At 43.6% G+C, this 17,449-nt stretch carries 15 protein-coding genes and 1 other RNA gene; 11 read left to right on the top strand and 5 right to left on the bottom strand.

Annotated elements, in window-relative coordinates; genetic code table 11:
* Positions 1-6: 6 nt before the first annotated feature.
* On the bottom strand, positions 7-324 hold the full coding sequence (locus tag PNC201_RS06485) for a DUF962 domain-containing protein (RefSeq protein WP_095727714.1): 318 nt from the start codon (positions 322-324) through the stop codon (positions 7-9).
* Between the two features lie 103 nt (positions 325-427).
* On the opposite strand from PNC201_RS06485, the gene PNC201_RS06480 reads away from it, so the two are divergent.
* The gene (locus PNC201_RS06480; protein WP_029215860.1) at positions 428-901 is read left to right on the top strand and encodes a hypothetical protein; all 474 of its coding nucleotides are present in this window, start codon (positions 428-430) and stop codon (positions 899-901) included.
* A gap of 94 nt (positions 902-995) precedes the next feature.
* Here the strand turns inward: PNC201_RS06480 and PNC201_RS06475 are convergent, their stop codons facing one another.
* Entirely contained in the window at positions 996-1,901 is a 906-nt protein-coding gene (locus tag PNC201_RS06475) for a flagellar protein MotY (RefSeq protein ID WP_010606468.1), read from the bottom strand.
* 164 nt (positions 1,902-2,065) lie between these two features.
* On the opposite strand from PNC201_RS06475, the gene rnt reads away from it, so the two are divergent.
* A complete protein-coding gene (gene rnt, locus PNC201_RS06470) occupies positions 2,066-2,746 on the top strand; it encodes a ribonuclease T (RefSeq protein ID WP_102056541.1) in 681 nt (226 codons plus the stop codon).
* A 46-nt stretch (positions 2,747-2,792) separates the two neighbouring features.
* Here the strand turns inward: rnt and PNC201_RS06465 are convergent, their stop codons facing one another.
* A complete protein-coding gene (locus PNC201_RS06465; RefSeq protein WP_102056540.1) occupies positions 2,793-4,445 on the bottom strand; it encodes a DUF342 domain-containing protein in 1,653 nt (550 codons plus the stop codon).
* Between the two features lie 331 nt (positions 4,446-4,776).
* On the opposite strand from PNC201_RS06465, the gene PNC201_RS06455 reads away from it, so the two are divergent.
* From PNC201_RS06455 to PNC201_RS06430, 6 genes are all read left to right on the top strand, one after another.
* Positions 4,777-5,928 carry a Card1-like endonuclease domain-containing protein gene (locus PNC201_RS06455; protein ID WP_102056538.1) on the top strand — a complete coding sequence of 384 codons (1,152 nt, stop codon included), beginning with the start codon at positions 4,777-4,779 and terminating at the stop codon, positions 5,926-5,928.
* A gap of 328 nt (positions 5,929-6,256) precedes the next feature.
* Positions 6,257-6,724 (top strand): hypothetical protein, encoded by a 468-nt coding sequence (locus PNC201_RS06450; protein ID WP_102056537.1) that lies wholly within the window; start codon positions 6,257-6,259, stop codon positions 6,722-6,724.
* Between the two features lie 204 nt (positions 6,725-6,928).
* Positions 6,929-7,285, top strand: a transfer-messenger RNA (tmRNA) gene (ssrA, locus tag PNC201_RS06445).
* Between the two features lie 329 nt (positions 7,286-7,614).
* Positions 7,615-10,323, top strand: a complete 2,709-nt coding sequence (locus tag PNC201_RS06440) for a CHASE domain-containing protein (protein WP_102056536.1) — start codon at positions 7,615-7,617, stop codon at positions 10,321-10,323.
* A gap of 221 nt (positions 10,324-10,544) precedes the next feature.
* On the top strand, positions 10,545-11,225 hold the full coding sequence (locus PNC201_RS06435; RefSeq protein WP_227387232.1) for a substrate-binding periplasmic protein: 681 nt from the start codon (positions 10,545-10,547) through the stop codon (positions 11,223-11,225).
* Between the two features lie 97 nt (positions 11,226-11,322).
* A complete protein-coding gene (locus PNC201_RS06430; protein WP_102056534.1) occupies positions 11,323-12,363 on the top strand; it encodes a tetratricopeptide repeat protein in 1,041 nt (346 codons plus the stop codon).
* A 73-nt stretch (positions 12,364-12,436) separates the two neighbouring features.
* Here the strand turns inward: PNC201_RS06430 and grpE are convergent, their stop codons facing one another.
* Entirely contained in the window at positions 12,437-13,054 is a 618-nt protein-coding gene (grpE, locus tag PNC201_RS06425; RefSeq protein WP_102056533.1) for a nucleotide exchange factor GrpE, read from the bottom strand.
* 65 nt (positions 13,055-13,119) lie between these two features.
* Positions 13,120-14,055 carry an HrcA family transcriptional regulator gene (locus PNC201_RS06420; protein WP_171039494.1) on the bottom strand — a complete coding sequence of 312 codons (936 nt, stop codon included), beginning with the start codon at positions 14,053-14,055 and terminating at the stop codon, positions 13,120-13,122.
* A 90-nt stretch (positions 14,056-14,145) separates the two neighbouring features.
* On the opposite strand from PNC201_RS06420, the gene nadK reads away from it, so the two are divergent.
* The 3 genes from nadK to recN all read left to right on the top strand — a co-directional run bounded on the left by nadK (position 14,146) and on the right by recN (position 17,446).
* A complete protein-coding gene (gene nadK / locus PNC201_RS06415) occupies positions 14,146-15,030 on the top strand; it encodes an NAD(+) kinase (protein WP_045990546.1) in 885 nt (294 codons plus the stop codon).
* Between the two features lie 62 nt (positions 15,031-15,092).
* A complete protein-coding gene (locus tag PNC201_RS06410) occupies positions 15,093-15,674 on the top strand; it encodes a hypothetical protein (RefSeq protein ID WP_102056532.1) in 582 nt (193 codons plus the stop codon).
* A 95-nt stretch (positions 15,675-15,769) separates the two neighbouring features.
* Positions 15,770-17,446 (top strand): DNA repair protein RecN, encoded by a 1,677-nt coding sequence (recN, locus tag PNC201_RS06405; protein WP_102056531.1) that lies wholly within the window; start codon positions 15,770-15,772, stop codon positions 17,444-17,446.
* Positions 17,447-17,449: the final 3 nt, after the last annotated feature.

The raw sequence follows: 17,449 nt of genomic DNA, 5'->3' as shown, positions 1-17,449 counted from the left end.
TCTCCTTTACCAAGGTACTTTACCACGGATAATGTCCTTGTACATGACCCAGTCACCCATCAAGCTATACAGTGGATATTGAAATGTCGCAGGCTTATTTTTTTCAAAAAAGAAATGCCCCACCCAAGCAAAACCATAACCCGCGATTGGCAACAACCATAGTAAAGACCAATATGCAAAAACCAGCGCAAAGAGCAAAACCAAGAGCACTAAGGTTGAGCCAATAAAATGCAAGCGACGACAGGTTTTGTTTTTGTGCTCCGCGAGATAATAAGGGTAAAACGATGCAAAAGAATTGAACTCTTTGTTATTATTTTTGGTCATGAGAGTATGCGATTCGTTATTCGACTGTAATACTCAGCATAGTGCAAAGTATTTACGTTGAAAATAAAAAAGGAATGAGCGTGGCAACAGGCTCAAAAACAGTATGTTGAAACCCCTAATGATGATCACCGCTGCTATGCTGCTCCAAGCTTGCAACGACACCGCCCCAACTACAAAATCAGAGGCAACGATGAATGCACAAAGTAACATTCAATGCAGTGTGAGTAAGGGTTCCGACTCAGGTATGACCTACCCCATTAATTTCACTTTTACCAACGCAGGCCATAATGATGAAAAGTTTCTAATTTGGCATACCCCTTTTGAAGGCTGGTGGAGCCAATTTTTAGAGGTAACACAAAATGGTAAGTCGCTTAATTATCAAGGACCCATGGCGAAACGACTCGCGCCGACAGCCAATGAATTTATGACCCTAAATGCTGGGCAAAGTAAAAGCGTAGAATTAGATTTAGCACTGGCTTATGAGATAAACACCGCACAGCCCATTACCATCACCTATCACAATCAGCTAAGCCATGCCAATGCATTAAAAGCGTCATGTAGTACGGTATTAGAATAAAACCGATATCAGCACCGTGTCTCGGCTTGTAGGTCGGCTTTTAAGCCGACAACCCAACTAACCAACAACCCACTACAAAACCAAAACCCCAACATCAAGGTCTTGAAATTTGGATCACGACTCGACGGTTCTTACCGCGACCAATAGCATTGTCGTTGGTATCAATATGGCGCTTTTCGCCAAAGCCGTCAGTCATAATCTTATTCTCTTCAACCCCTAAGCTCGCCATATATGATTTAATCGCTTCGGCACGTTTCTTTGACAACCTCAAGTTGGTATCACGGCCGCCATAACTATCGCTATAGGCCGAAATATAAATTTGCTCAATTTTCGAGTCATTTTTAAGATATTCGCCGATCATATCCAAGCGTTTGCGTGACGACTTTGTCAGTTCGCTGGAATTTTTCTTGTAATTCATCACCGTAAAAGCGATGTCTTCAAAGCTGTATGGCAACAAGTTATCGCGACATTGTAAGAACGCCCAATATGCCTGTTTAAAGTTCACTGACGACAAAGAAACTGAGATTTTATCTACGTCGTTGTGCCAATCTTTATAATAAAAAGTGGGAAAGTAGCCCTTTTCAAGCTCAGTCAGCAACTGCCACGCGACGTCATTTTCAAGTTCACCGTCAAATTTTTTCAGTAATTTCATTTGCCCGATGCTTCTTGCCGGTTTGCCGGCTCGCCAAAGCGGTGGCACCGATTCAAGTCCTGCAAAATCGTAACTTTCAGGACGTACCATCATATCAAGGTTAAAGGTTAAGTCTTTATTTTTACTGGCATTACTTGAAAATATAGCTTCACCGTAATACGGAACTTCATGATTAAGCGCACAACTCAAGCGATTGTTTTGGTCAACATTCCAATGTGATGAATCAGCTTCGGCAGCGTATTGCCGCATTGCAGCCTCGCTATTAAAGGTAATGGCGCATAACGATATACCAACCCAACCTACTGATTTATATAACTTGATCACCCCACACCTCACAACATCAACCATTAATCTACATGCGCTCAACACGCCAAAAACTAGAGCTTATCTCTACCAATTCGCGCTATTTAGAGTTAAGCAATAAATGTACCATACTAAGCGCTCTCAAGCTGCTCGCTTCTTGTCGAGGTATCAGTATAATAGGCCGCTAAATTTCACAAACCAAGAAGATTATGTCTGATACCGAGCAAACGCTATTTTCAAAACGCTTTCGCGGCTTCTTTCCTGTAGTTATCGACGTGGAAACCGCTGGCTTTAATAAAGATACTGACGCCCTACTAGAAATTGCCGTCAGTATGTTAAAAATGGACGATGACGGGGTATTAAGCTTAGATCAGACAGTACACTTTCATGTTGCACCTTTTGAAGGCGCAAATATTGAGCAAGCTGCGATTGACTTTAATGGCATTGATCCATTTTCACCACTCAGAGGCGCAGTTGCAGAAGATGAAGTGCTGAAAGAAATTTGCAAAGCCGTGCGTAAAGCCCAAAAAGCCGCGGGCTGTCAGCGCTCCGTTGTCGTCGCCCATAATGCCGCTTTTGATCACGGCTTTTTAAATGCAGCGATTGAGCGTAACAAGATAAAGCGTACGCCTTTTCACCCATTTGTCAGCTTTGACACCACTTCACTTGCCGGGCTTGCTCTAGGGCAAACGGTGCTTGCAAAGGCATGTCGTGCAGCAGGTATCGAGTTCGATAACAGTCAAGCACACAGTGCACTTTACGACACAGAGCGCACCGCAGAGCTCTTTTGCTACATAGTCAACAAGTGGCAAGCATTAGGTGGCTGGCCATTACCAGAGCCTGAAGCCGAGTCAGAACCTGAGTCAACAACCGAAACCGACACCGAATAATAAAAATGCCAGCAAATCCAGCTGGCATTTTTATAAGTGCTCGTTTTTAAGCTATTTCTGCGGTTTTGGCAGTCGTAAACTGCTGCATGATCTTACCTTCATGCAATTTAACGAAATTAGGCGGGTAAATTCGTGAAAACAGTTTAGTGTCTTTCGCTATTTTCACTTCAGTTCCGGGGTGCATCAGCTCATTAACAGTGACTCGACTCAAGCGTGCTAATCGATGTATTTTTTGCTGTATTAACCCGATGTTACGCTGATTACGGCCGTAGTGTTTGTTGATTTGCATTTCGCTGTGCTGCAACTTGGCAAGATATGCATCTCGTTTTTGCGATTGCGGCGACGCCTGTGCTTTATTCATGGCTTGTTTAATATCGATGACTTTGGACGCCAGCACCTTTTCCAGCTCCACTAATTCGCGGTGCTTATCGTGCAAACTATCCCAGTCTTGGGCTAGTGAAATACGTGTTCTTGTGCCTGAAGGTGCCCCAAGTTCACCCGTTTCTATACGCATGGCATCCAATACATTTCCGCCAATCAGTTTGCCTCTAGGGGTTTCACCTTTACCTACTTTGATTAAACGCTTGGAAGCCAAATCACAATGCAAAGCTTGACGTTCAATGAGAATATCTTGTTCGCTTTCAATTCGGCAGTACTGCGCATAGCCTAACGAAACACTGCGCTTTGCTTTAATCGAACACGAAAAAGGTTCGCCTTCGGTGCGCTTACGACCAATGGTGCCAAGCATTATCGTGACCGCGCTACCACTTTCAAGAATGGCCGATTCCACAAAGCCAATAACAGTAATATCGCCCGAAGCCTTAACACGCATTCCATCTTTAATATCACCGCTCACAATCACGCTGCCATCAAACTCAACATGCCCAGTCGTCACATCAATGTTTTCATAACACAGCACATCGTCAACACGCATGCCACGAGGAACGGCTACAGGCACGCCTTTTGAATCGGCAATAAGCAGGTTCTTATCGTTGGGATCGAGCTTGGTGCCTTCTGACACCTCAAGTGGCGCGTCTTTTCCTGGTTTAGGGTCAATCACGTCACCAAACACGGTATAGCCCGGCTCGCCTTCAGTTGGCGGGACTTTTTTCATTAATGGGCTGCCCGGCTTTACGGTGATGATAGCACCTAAGTTGCGCATATCGACCTTACCGCCGCTCGATTCTTGCGGGCTGAGCACTCTGTCCTGCGCTGTCATACACAGGCGCACAAACCGTGCGTCATTGCCATCTTTGGCTCGTTGACCATGCGCAACAATACCATTGTAAGTGTGTCCAGGAGGGAGTTCTAACTGCTGACCGAGAAGATTATCGAGGGCTTTGCCACTGACACCTTTTTTAATACCAGCTTGCTTTAATGCTTGTTTGGCTTTGTTCATACAAACCAACTTACCGCCTCGGGCTGTGGTTACTCTCGCTTCGGCAAGCATATTGCCTTCTTCAATACGCACAGAAATAGACGCATCGATAGCGCGAGCCACAATCAGCGAGTCCTGCTCGGGCGTCTCACTAGCAGCAAATAATTGACCTATATTGGCATGAATGATTTCAAAATCCGCATATGGCGACTCCTCAATCATCTCTATCAATTGAGACGAGCTCGCCGGAAATCCGGATTCCACTGGATGAGAGAGCAAGTAGACATAGCCCTCATCCTCATCAAAACGAAATAATGACATTCATCAACCCTGAAAAGTATGCACGATCTTATTGTTATGTTGTTATTTTTAATGCAGCGAACTCATTTGAGCATAACTTCGCCAAATTGTTAAGCTTAACATTACCTGAACTGCTACAAATTATAAATGAATGTAAATCATTCCGTGCATTAAAAGTACAACTTATTATTTTCCTTAGATTTATCGACTTTACAGTGCAGAACTTTAGACACACTTTGGGATTTCACGCCAAATGGCGGCAAATTCATAACTAAGTATTACTCTGTTTTACACTTGCCGTTTTATAGGGTAATTTCATCTTTCATGAAGGACATAACTTTTACGGACAGTCATGACAACGCACGTACACCTTAGTTTTATCGACACTAACTTTATTAACACGCTTACACCTGTACTCGACCACAATATCGACTCGGATGAAATACTCTATTTAATAGAATCTCAACAACAACAAAACCTTGAAGATATTAAAAGAGTGTTGGGGCCAAGAGGGGTAAAAGTACATCACGCCCTTATTCCTACCAGCCGAGATAGTGACACCTTAATCGACAGCTTCCACCAGCTCATTGATACCCTAATTAGTGAACAACCAGATACCCAATTTGTGTTTAATGCCAGTTGCGGCGACCGCCAACACTTACTTGCGATGTATGAGGTGATCCGCGCCTATCCAATAGAATGTTTTATCATTGAACCCGAGCGCGACGAACTTCACTGGCTTGTACCAACAGAGCGAGTCAACACCATCCTTGCCGATAAATTAAAGATACGCGATTTTTTTAACCTCATCGACGGCGATATCACCGAAATTGCAAATGAGGGTATCGTTGATATTCGCTATCGCCAGCTCGGTGCCAAATGGGCAACCAGTCAAACAGATTTTAGTCATGCTCTCGCCCAGCTCAACTACCTCGCTGCCAGCAGCGAAGATAATGCACTTATTAGTGAGCCTTTGAGTCGCAGCCAAATGAATAGCCCAAGTTTGCAAACACTCATTGACGATTTAGAAGATGCTAACGTCGCCACAAGGCAAGACGACAAATTAAAGTTTGCTAATGAAGGCGCTCGTTTTTTTGCCAACGGTGGCTGGCTAGAAGAATATGTTTACGCCACGCTCCTCAGCCTAAAAAAAGAACTCACCATTTTACAAGATGTCGCTCAAGGCGTTGCGATTAAACGTCGCGTGGGGCAAGGCTATGTCAATAACGAGCTAGATATTGTGGCGCTCGCTAACAATAAGCTTCACCTTATTGAATGCAAAACCAAAAAGTTTAGTAAAGGGGAAGGCAACCAAGTGATATACAAACTTGATTCCCTCAGCGAGCTGTTTGGCGGCGTACAAGCAAGAGGCCTACTGGTGAGCTATCAAGGCATTAGAACCTCGGAAAGACTGCGCGCCAAAGCACTAGAAATTGGCCTGTTCTGCGAAGACGACCTTAGCCAACTTAAAGATAGACTACGCAACTGGTTGCGCGGAGCGTAAACACAAAAGGCAACATATCCAGCGTTTGTTGGCGCTGCGTTTATCAACCCTACAAACACACAAAAGCGGTAGCGAGTGCGCCGCTTTCTGTCGCCGTACAATAATCCACTTTCCTTTTAGCACAACCCTATAACATGACTTTAGAGCTGAGTTCTGTCTGGTATCAATGCCTCCAACACCTTAACAGCGAAATTGCGTTTCGACCTTTATGGTTCATATCGGGATAAGTGAAAACGCACTCCTTGGCTAGAAGGTTTAAGCTTATTGAGCCACTTTTGGGCATAAACCTTGCTGAAGTTGTTATACATATTTCAGAAGGATTTGCTAAATGAAAGTTCAACACCAGGCAATGCTATATAATCAGGCTCAGGTGCGACGCGCGCAATCAATCGAAAATGAAGCGAAGGGAAGCGTTTTGCCAGCGTCAGAGGCAACAGATAGCCATACCAAAGAAGCGCAATTCGACTTTACCCACATCACCAAAAAAGAGCTTTCTCAAGCATCCAAAGCGCTGTATGACGAAGGAATATTGGATTTAGGGCAGCATGCTTCGCTTTCTTTACATTATTTTGCTGTTGAGCAAGGTCTAAGTCAGAGGAGTGGACTCCCCTCTCCTGCCGATATTTCACGAGCCGAGAATGAAAAAATCGACGTTATCGCCATGCAAAAAGCCAACTTAAGAGAGGCCCGCCGGAGTGGCCGTTCAGAGACAGAAATTCAATTTTCTGAAAAGCTGCTCAATACTTTAGAGAACTATCAATATGGTGGTAAAGGACGATTCTTTGCAAGTGCCTAGTCGCACAAATCAAAAGCCAACCCGTTATACATATAATCAACGCTTACGGTCTTGTTCAGCAATCGGCGAGTAATTAATCAAACACGCCTCTGCTTCGTTAAATCATCAGCAAATGGCATGATAAGCCATTGTAATGACATTAATCCTATGTATAATGCGAGACATAGTTAGATGTATAGACACTAACAGTACTGAATTTATTCAGGGGCTGATTAGGATTCGACGGGATTCAAGAAGCCTAAGGTGCATGTCGAGGTGCGGCTGGCCTCGTAAAAAAGCCGTATTTAAAGTAATCGCAAACGACGATAACTACGCTCTAGCGGCATAATAGCCCGCTAGCACTCCTCCATGATATTCTTGTGGATCTGGTTCTGGAGTGTCACCCTACACAAGATCGCTACGGAAACCCTGGCCGGGGTTGAAGGGCTAAAACTAAGCGGCCTCGCCTTTACTTATCGTGTTCGTCCGAGATTTAAAGGTTAACCAAAAGACGATACTAAACATGTAGGACCGAAGGTCGACGCTTTCCGGACGGGGGTTCAAATCCCCCCAGCTCCACCAAATTTTAGCGTTTTAAAACAGTCAGTTAGAGCAGCATGCTTTAACTGGCTTTTTTGTTTTCGGGGCAAACATCCACATTTCATCCTAAAAAATGTCCACATCGTGACCACATTTATATAAAGCCCAAAATCCGCATATTTATTTTAGCTTTTATTGCCACATGGCTTAGCCGATTTCAATCTACAATTTATCCAAATAACAATTCATAATGTGTCTTTCATGAGCCAATTTAGGCATAAATTCGGGATTGTCACTTCACCGTAATCACTATCAATTCTATGCTATCTGGACTAACATATTGATTAGATTTAAAGCGTAAGGAATATAGCGTGTCGTTAGCGAATGCTCACACAGTTCGCCAGAGCCGATTTTTGCCACTTGTTGCTGCACTACTCGTGTTAGTTGGCAGTATGCTTTATGGGTTGGTGTTATATGAGCAAGAAAAGGAGCATCATGCTGAAAAGGTAGCGGCGGCACTTGCCTCACGGCTTGACCATGTGACTGAGGGTGTAAACGAGCGCGTTACGCTGTATTGGTACGGTATTTTAGGGCTTCGCACTGCAATTTATGCGAATCAACAACACAGCTTTGACTATCAGGCGATGCAGCGTTATATCAGGTCGTTTGACTTCCAAGCGGAATATTCTGGGGCTCGTGGCGTGGGGATCATCAAATATGTCCCCGTTGATAGCGTAAGCAGCTTTGTGCAACAAGCACAAGCTGAGCGTACAGACAGAACATTCTCCATCAAAACGCTAAACCCACATAGCACCAGCAAATTTGTTATCCAGTACATTGAACCCGAAGTAAACAACGATAAAGCCGTCGGCTTGGATATAGGTTCCGAAGCTAGTCGTAGAACAGCGGCAATAGAAGCTGCAACTGCCAATGAGCCGAGGCTTACCGCCCCAATTACCTTAGTGCAAGCCGACAATAAAATTAAATACGGCTTTTTGATACTCGCGCCAATTTATACCTCTATTGGTATGGCAACAAATGAAGAAAATCGGTTAGACAACTTAGTTGGTTGGACTTATTCCCCGTTACTTATCGATGAGATCCTGTCGACTTTGCTGTCTTTTCGACAAGATGTTTCAATTCAAATTTCCGATGTAACCAATAACGATGAAAACACACCATTTTATCAGGTGCTAAAAGAAGATATTAAAGAGTTGGATAACTCAGTGGCTAAACAGGTCACCTTGTTTGGTCGCTCTTGGGAAGTAAAAATTTGGCCAACTCCGCAATTTATCCGTTCACTCAATCTCGTCTCTCCTAATACCATTTTGCAAGTTGCGCTGTTGGTGTCTGCGCTATTGGCAATCATCACTTATATTCTGCTTTTAAGTTTTACGCGTCAGCGCTTAGCAGAAAAGGAAAAGCTAGCAGCCGAAGAAGAAAAAGCACAGTCCCTTGCTAAACTGAACTCTTCATTAGAACAGGAAGTAAAAGCACGAACTAAAGAAATCGTAAAATACAGCCAACTTCACACCAGCATTGTTGAAGGTTCGGGTTATGCCATTGTCGCCACCGATCCTGACGGTATCATTACCCAGTTTAACCCTGCAGCTGAGCGTTTATTAGGGTACAAAAAAGATGAACTCATTGGTAAATCATCCCCTGCCATTTTCCATCTTGAGGAAGAGGTCATAGCAAGAGCAAAAGCGTTAACGGAAGAGCTTGGCAGAGTCATTGAACCTGGGTTTGAAGTGTTTGTCGCCAAAGCCAAACAAGGTGTGGTAGATACTAGTCGATGGACTTACGTTACTAAGCAGAATCAACACGTTCAAATTAAGTTAAATGTAACAACCTTGACCGACGAACACGGCAATATTGATGGGTTTTTGGGCATCGCATTAGATCTCACTGAGCAGCTCAAACATGAGCGAGAACTCTCGCACGCCAAAGAAGCAGCTGAGCAAGCAGCCAAAGCCAAAGCCGTCTTTTTGGCGAATATGAGTCATGAAATACGAACTCCCATGAATGGCTTATACGGCACATTACAACTATTAAAGTCGGAACCACTTAACAGCACCGCTACCAACCTACTTGAGAAGGCGACTTACTCGGTTAAGGCACTTAATACTATCATCAACGATATTTTGGATTTCTCTAAAATTGAAGCCGGCAGAATTGAGCTTGAAGAACGACCATTTAATATTGAGGTGTTGGTTGAACACCTACGCTCAGATTTCTTAGTGTTGGCAAAAAACAAGGGATTAAAACTTAAGATCTACGTTGAACTTGAGCATAAGTTTTGGCTTGGAGACGAAGTCAGAGTCAGGCAAGTGTTGCTTAACCTCTTGTCAAACTCCATTAAGTTTACTGAAACTGGTAGTATTATTACCCATATAAAACCACTCCAAAATGATTCAGGTATGCTTATCACCGTTGCCGACACCGGCATAGGAATGACAGAAGCCACAATCAAAAAACTCTTTTCACGATTTGAGCAGGCGGATAAGTCCACCACCAGAAAATTTGGTGGTACGGGGCTCGGCCTTTCAATCACCCGCTCCCTAATCGACCTGATGGGCGGCACGATAAAAGTAGAAAGTACTGTCGGAGAAGGCAGTCAATTTAGCATCGAGTTGCCCTTGCAAAAGGCTAAGTGTACATCAGAGCAACCAAAAGGCGATCCGCTAACAGCAGCAGACTTGAGCGGTACGTCCATATTGCTGGCTGAGGATAATCCAGTAAACCAGCTGGTAGTGCGTTCTATGATCAGTAAAGCCAATGGTGATATTACGATTGCGAATAATGGTAAAGAGTCCATTGAACAATTCGAGCTAAACAAACCCGACTTAATACTTATGGATATTCAAATGCCTGAAATGGATGGCGTTGAAGCCTGCAAGCGTCTCAAAAGAAAGGATCCCAATATCCCAATAATCGCATTGACTGCAAATGCCTTTGCGGAAGACAAAGCCTTGTATGAGCGCGTCGGATTTGATGGTTATGTTGCCAAACCCATAGAGCAGCTTGAGCTTATCAATACCATAGCAACCGTACTCGCACAGAGCCGCAATGTACAATAATAAATTAAGAAGCAAAAAACACTTTGCGGATACATTAAACATTCTTAATCGTTTAACAAAACACGTGTACCAGTCTTCCTTTGCTGATAAAATAAGCATGCTTTATAAAACGCTCAGAGATTTACGCCATGAAATGTTCTATATCACTTTTACTTAGTTTACTTATCACATTTTGGGCATTTGAAACTTTAGCGAAATGTAGCAAAACTTTGCGCATAGGAATGAACGAAACACTGTGGCCTCCTTATATTTCCCGTAAAGAAGGTAATGTCTCTGGTTTAGAGATTAATGCGCTAAACACCTTGTTTAACGACTCATCTTATTGCTTGGAATATGTCTTTTATCCCACTTCAGCGAGAATGCTAGCAGAGCTAAAGGTAGGTAAGGTAGATGTACTAATGGCTGCGACCAAAACGGCATCTAGAGCTAAGTTTGCTTACTTCACTACACCTTACCGCCAAGAAGTCATGGCATTATTCCAACATAAAGAAAAACCAAAAATTGGCGGCGAAGTCGAGTCGTTGATCCTTGCAGGAAACACATTTGCTCTGAATGCCGGCAGCTACTATGGAATTGCCTTTGAAAAACTGATCCAAGACTTTTATAACGATCAGCTGGTACACCTGCCCAATGCCGCTCGCCGCTTTAAAATGTTGGGTAAACAGCGAGTTGATTATGTTGTTGAAGATAAGCTCGCGGGCGAGCACTTTATTCAAGCCAAAGAGTATACCGATGTTATCTATTCTGGTATCGACGCGAATAGAACTCCGGTTAGCTATATGCTTAGCAAAGTCAGTTTAACCACTGTAGACCTTGAAAATATTAATCGGCTAATTGAATTGCACCAGAGTGAACTCAACAATTTGTTTTCTTTTCATCACGTTTCCGATCCCCATTTATAATTGAAGAGGTAACCTCTACATTGTTGCTTATCTTTGTATAATGCTGTTTGTCGTAATTGATTTGGAACTATTTGTTACTGCCGACTACAGTTAATAGATGCGCAAAAATGTGGTTGGGATTTGCTTGGTTCGGTTTTTACTCTTTGTAACTTGTACATTTTATTTTTGCCAACATGCGTTGGCGAAAGACTTCTCATATTTTGAAAGTAAGCTAGACGAGGCCAGCGACTATTTAACGGTTAACCCTGCACAATCCTTGATTATTCTCGACAGTTTAGAGCAACTGCCAGATGTACCTGTACCGTTATTTATTCAGTGGCATTTGCTGAGCGCTCGTGCATCTGTACCAACAAACAAAGTTGATAGGCTCTATACCTCAATAAACGCGACCTTTCTGTATCCAGATGACATGTTTTTTAAAGCCAACCTCCCTACCATTTTGAGTGCGCTAGGGATTTGGTTACGCCGACAAGAATACCTTGATGATGCTGATACTAGTCTTAAGTGTGCCTACAAATATGCAGAAAATGACCGCCAACGACTTACGCTGACTAACAGTATGGCGCTAGTTGCCCGCAACCAAGATGACTACCAAAAAGCGAGAACATTGTATGCCAAAGCACGCAAATTGGCTGAGGAGTTAAAGCAAACCCCGGTACTTGCAATGATCGAAAGCAATTTGGGTAGCCTCGCGCTTGATCAAGGTCGAGTATTTGAAGCCGAGCAGTATTTTCGCCATGCTCTGTTGGGCTATCAAGCCGTTGATAAACGCTCGGGTCAAATCTCAGCGGGGATTAACTTGATGTTTGTCTTTCTTATTCAAAAACAAATCGTGAACTACGAACGTTTACAAGGGCCCACGTCTACCCTAACCACAGCCTTTCCAAACGAATCAAAACAAGCTTGGCTACAATGGCTTGAGGCGCGCTATAAACAACTCGAGGGGGAGATGCCCAACCAAAGCACTAAGCAAGCGTTACAACTGGCATATACCCAGTTAGAAAGCGATAAAGTAAAGCTACTAGTACATAGATATTTAGCAAAAGAGTTAGGCGTCGAAGTAACGGCTCCCCTCCCCATCACAGCCAAGTCTTTTTCAAGCTCTTGGTTTGATAGAGTGAAGCAGTGTAGCTGGTAAGCGAATACATTCGTTCCTAAACGCAAAAAAGCCGCTCAATGAGCGGCTTGCTGCTTTTTTAAATTGAATTTGCTTATTCAGCAGCCTTAGAGACCATCACCATAGCAGGGCGCAATAGACGACCGTTTAAGGTATACCCTTTTTGCATCACAGCAAGCACAGTATTTGGTGATACATCATTGCTCGGCTGAATTGACATTGCTTGGTGTAGCTCTGGGTTAAATGCTTCACCCTGTGGGTTTACCGCTTCAACACCAAATTTAGCAAGGGCATCAGCAAATGTCTTGATAGTCATATCAATACCTTCAAGCACTGGCTTTAACGTTTCGTTTTCTTTGTCAGAAAACTCAATCGCACGCTCTAGGTTATCGATTACAGGTAGTAATTCGTTTGAGAACTTTTCTAGCGCAAATTTATGCGCTTTTTCAACATCCTGCGCTGCACGGCGACGAACATTTTCAAGCTCAGCAGCGGCGCGAACAACGCTATCTTTTTGTGAGTCGATAGTTTGCTTAGCGGTTTCAAGCTCAGCATACAGACCAGCGATTTCTTCTTCTGGGCTCAACTCACCCGCATTTTCTGCCTGCTCTTCCTGAGTTTGTTGTTCTGCTTGTGCTTCTACAACTTCCGCTTCCGCTTGTGTTTGTTCTTGTTCAAGCTCTTGCTCTGGGGCTTTTGTCTGCTCAGACATGTGGTGATTCTCCGATTCTTTACAACTGCGGTAATTATGGGGATTGAAATGAGAGTTTCAACCCTTTATTGCGGCAATTTTTTGAATTCCGACAAGATAGCTTCGATCTTTGAATCCGCAGGGCAAATGACGCAAAAGCGACTTTGATATTCTCCTTTGGAGAAATACGGCACACTAAGCACCACTACGCGATGTAAACCGAGCATGCTTAGCTCTTCGCCAAGTAACACGGATACACCGTCTTTAAACGCCAAGCGGTCTTCAACTTGGTCTAAAAATCCGACGCCAAGATTAATCTCTCTATCCAACTCTAGGCGGTTATATAAGTAGCGCTCGCCCACAACAATCGCATTATCTGAGCCTAATTGCTGGCTTAACTGCTTAGTCCACTGGGCCAAAATATGATGACAACTCGGCGGTGCGCTGTGTGCCATGGCGCGCATTCGGTGCAACCCTTCAACTAAAGTTTGTTGACTGAATACAGTATTCATCCAAGCCGCGAACTGGTAACGCAACGCGTCGGAGTCATCAACGGGTTTATCTATACAAATATTGTGTGATTGCCCCGCTCTGTCTAACAGCAGGACCAGCCAATTTTTACGATCAAAATCGAGCACTTCGACACGGAACATTTGTTTGCTGCTAACTTGTGGTAATCCAACGCAGCAACAGACCTGGAAGTTTTGGCTCAATAAGTGGGCAAAAGAGACTATTGCGGATTGATCTGGTTGCCAATGAACGGCAACATCAGCCAGAGGAAAAAACTCCTGTAGCCAGAATTTTACACCTTGATCGGTGGGCACGCGGCCAGCTGACGTGTGCGGCGAATACAATAAGCCTTGATTTTCAAGTCTTGCCATTGCATTACGTACGGTTGCAGAACAAATAGCAAGGCCGTCCTGCTTTGCTATTTTGCTGGATGCAACAGGCTGCCCTTCACCATTACAATAATGGCGCATGACCGCACACAGAATTTGTTCATCTCTGGGATTTAGTTTCATAATTATTTTAATATGGGTGTCAATTGCCAGTTTCAAGCACTACGCTTTTAATATAATCTTGCAACAAAGATACCAAGGACAAATGACTGAATGACGACCACGTTTAACACCATCGGCTTAATTGGCAAACCCAACCACGAAGGCGCGGGGACGACCTTACAACGACTCTACACATTTTTGCAAGCATTAGGATATGAAGTACTCGTAGAAGATCGCGTTGCGGAGCAAATAAAGTCGTTAGACGAAGACGCTGTTGTCGAGTTAGTTGAACTAGGTAAACGCTGCGATCTTGCTATTGTTGTTGGTGGTGACGGTAACATGCTTGGTGCGGCGAGAGTACTAGCTCGTTTTGATGTCGCCGTGATTGGGGTTAACCGCGGTAACTTAGGCTTTTTGACAGATTTGAACCCCGAAGGCTTTGAAGCGCAGCTAGAAGCGGTGTTAAGCGGCCAATTTATTGAAGAATCGAGATTTCTGTTAGAGGTGGCAGTATATCGACATCACCAACTTAAAAGCGCAAATTTAGCAATGAACGAAGCCGTATTACACGCTGATAAGGTTGCTCATATGATTGAATTTGAGGCCTTTATCAACGACGACTTTGTATTTTCCCAGCGCTCAGACGGTTTAATTGTCTCGACACCGACGGGGTCAACCGCTTACTCGCTTTCTGGTGGCGGGCCTATTTTAACCCCAGAACTCGACGCTATTTCTTTGGTGCCTATGTTTCCGCATACCTTATCCAGCCGGCCTTTAGTGGTGGATGCAGAAAAAGAAGTCAAACTTAAGTTAAGTCTAGAAAATACCGACAGCTTACAAGTAAGTTGTGACAGCCATGTTGTACTGGCTGTGCTACCTGGCGACGAGGTTATCATCAAAAAAGCGGAGAAAAGACTAAGATTGATCCACCCTAAATGCTACTCCTACTACAATGTTCTTAGACAGAAATTAAATTGGGGCAGTAGGCTTTACTAAGCACGCAAAGTTACGCAAAATAACCTTGGTTAATTTTTCTAATTTAGGTAAATAACAATAAAATGGCTTACGTTGTATTTTTCACATTGGCGCTGCTTATCACTATACTTTCAGTGTATTTAGTGATTGAAAATAACAGAAGAAAAGCCCGTGAAGCGGAAAAAAAAGCCTTTAACGATCGTTTAAAAGTGATTAGTAGCAACTTTAAACTTAAAGTTGCTGAATTCGTCGAAGCGAAGATTTTAAGGCCAAAATACGCACCGCAGATCAATGCAATTGTTGGCAACTTTTTTGTCGTTCAAGTCCACTCGGAAGAAAACTTAGCGCAACTGGAAAAAGTGTCTGAGTTATTTATCTATTCAGTGACAAACGAGCTTAACAAGTGTCGCTCAAATGGCAATATGGATTTGCTTGCTGAGCAATTACAATATTTTGTTGCCGAATTACCCACGGCAGGCATTGCCTATAATCGCGATTTCTATCGCGAGATGCTCCCGGCCCTCATTGCTCGCATTCAAACACCTGAAACACCAGCACAACAGCAAGATGAAGATGTATTAGACTCACCAGAACTAACTAGCTCAGAGCCATCCAACCAACAAAAGCAAGCAGCAGCCTTAGTAAAAGAGCATGCCGTCGGTTAATCTTGCTATTATTTTTAGCAGAATTTTTTAATTTGAGTTGCTAAACAACAAAATACTGTATAAATTAACAGTAATTCTCTGTTAGGGTGTACAGTATGCTTTTAGCTTTAAATATTCAAAATTTTGCTATTGTTAGTGCGCTAAATACTGACTGGCATTGTGGCATGACCGCAATTACAGGTGAAACAGGCGCAGGTAAGTCCATTGCAATTGATGCGCTTTCTTTATGTCTCGGTGAGCGCGCTGATCCTTCTGCTATTCGTCCAGGTACCGACAAAGCGGATATCTCTGCTCAGTTTGATGTTTCAAATCTCCCAGCTGCCAAACGCTTTCTAACGGAGCATATGCTAGATAACGAAGAGAATGAATGTATTCTTCGTCGTGTTATTAGTAAAAGTGGGCGTAGTAAAAGCTACATCAATGGCTCCCCTGTTACTGCTGGCCAGCAAAAAGAGCTTGGGCAACATCTTATTGCAATCTATGGACAACACGCCCATCAGCTACTGCTAAAGCCAGAATATCAACTGCACTTGCTAGATGCCTATGCTAACCACACGACTTTGTTACAAGCAGTTAAGGGGCAATATAATCACTACCATAAACTGCAAAAAGAATATGCCGAACTACAAAAGTCACAGCAGGCACAAGCCGCAAAAAAACAACTTCTTGAGTACCAAGTAGCGGAGCTTGACGAGTTTGCCCTACAAGAAGGCGAATATGAAGATATTGAGACCGAACATTCACGCCTAAGCCATAGCCAAACCATTTTAGAACAATGCCACCGTGAGCTCTCTCGCCTTTATGAAAATGACGAGCAGACTGTGCTATCGCAGCTACAACAAAGTGCACAAGTGTTCTCTGAACTCACCAGTTTTGACAAAACCCTTGAGAATATTGCGCAAGTGCTTGAAGAGGCAGCAGTACAAGTGGAAGAAGCCAGTAGAGAGATCCGCAGTTATTCTGATTCAGTCGAACAAGATCCGATGCGACTACAAGAGCTAGAAGATAGACTCTCTCAAGCTCTAGATTTAGCTAGAAAGCATCAAGTTCAGCCAGAATTGCTATATCAGCACCATCAAGCACTACAACACGAGCTTGAGTCTATTAGCTCTGATTCTGCACGACTGGATGCATTAGAGGAGGAAATTGCTGAAGCCATCAACGCTTATAACCAAGCTGCACAAGGATTAAGTCAAAGCCGCCAGCAAGCCAGTGCATCTCTTAACGAACGTATTTCTGCAAGTATGAAAGAGCTTGCGATGGGTGATGGTCAATTTGAGATCCAGTTAACGCCTAATCTTGGCGCTAAACCGAGCCCTCTTGGGTATGACCACATTGAATTTTACGTCTCTACTAACCCAGGCCAACCTTTACAGCCTATGGGCAAAGTTGCCTCGGGTGGTGAACTATCTCGGATAAGCTTAGCCATTCAAGTGATTATCGCAACACGCGTTACGACACCCACTTTGATTTTCGATGAAGTTGATGTAGGGATATCAGGTCCAACGGCTGCAACCGTAGGTAAATTGCTACGTCAGCTTGGCCAGTCCACGCAAGTTATTTGTGTTACCCATTTACCGCAAGTGGCATGCAGTGGTCACAACCAGTTCTTTGTCGCAAAACGGGTAGAACATGGCGAAACCTTTACCAAAATGACCCCAATGGCAGAAAGCCAACGCATTGATGAAATAGCAAGGTTAATTGGTGGAGATAAAATAAGTGACACGACAAGAGCGAGTGCAAAAGAATTATTACAAGTACAAAGTGCTTAGCCG

Origin of the sequence: Pseudoalteromonas sp. NC201 (assembly GCF_002850255.1) — a bacterium.
In the GTDB taxonomy this organism is placed as follows: Bacteria; Pseudomonadota; Gammaproteobacteria; order Enterobacterales; family Alteromonadaceae; genus Pseudoalteromonas.
This window is presented reverse-complemented; position numbering and strand designations above follow the sequence as displayed.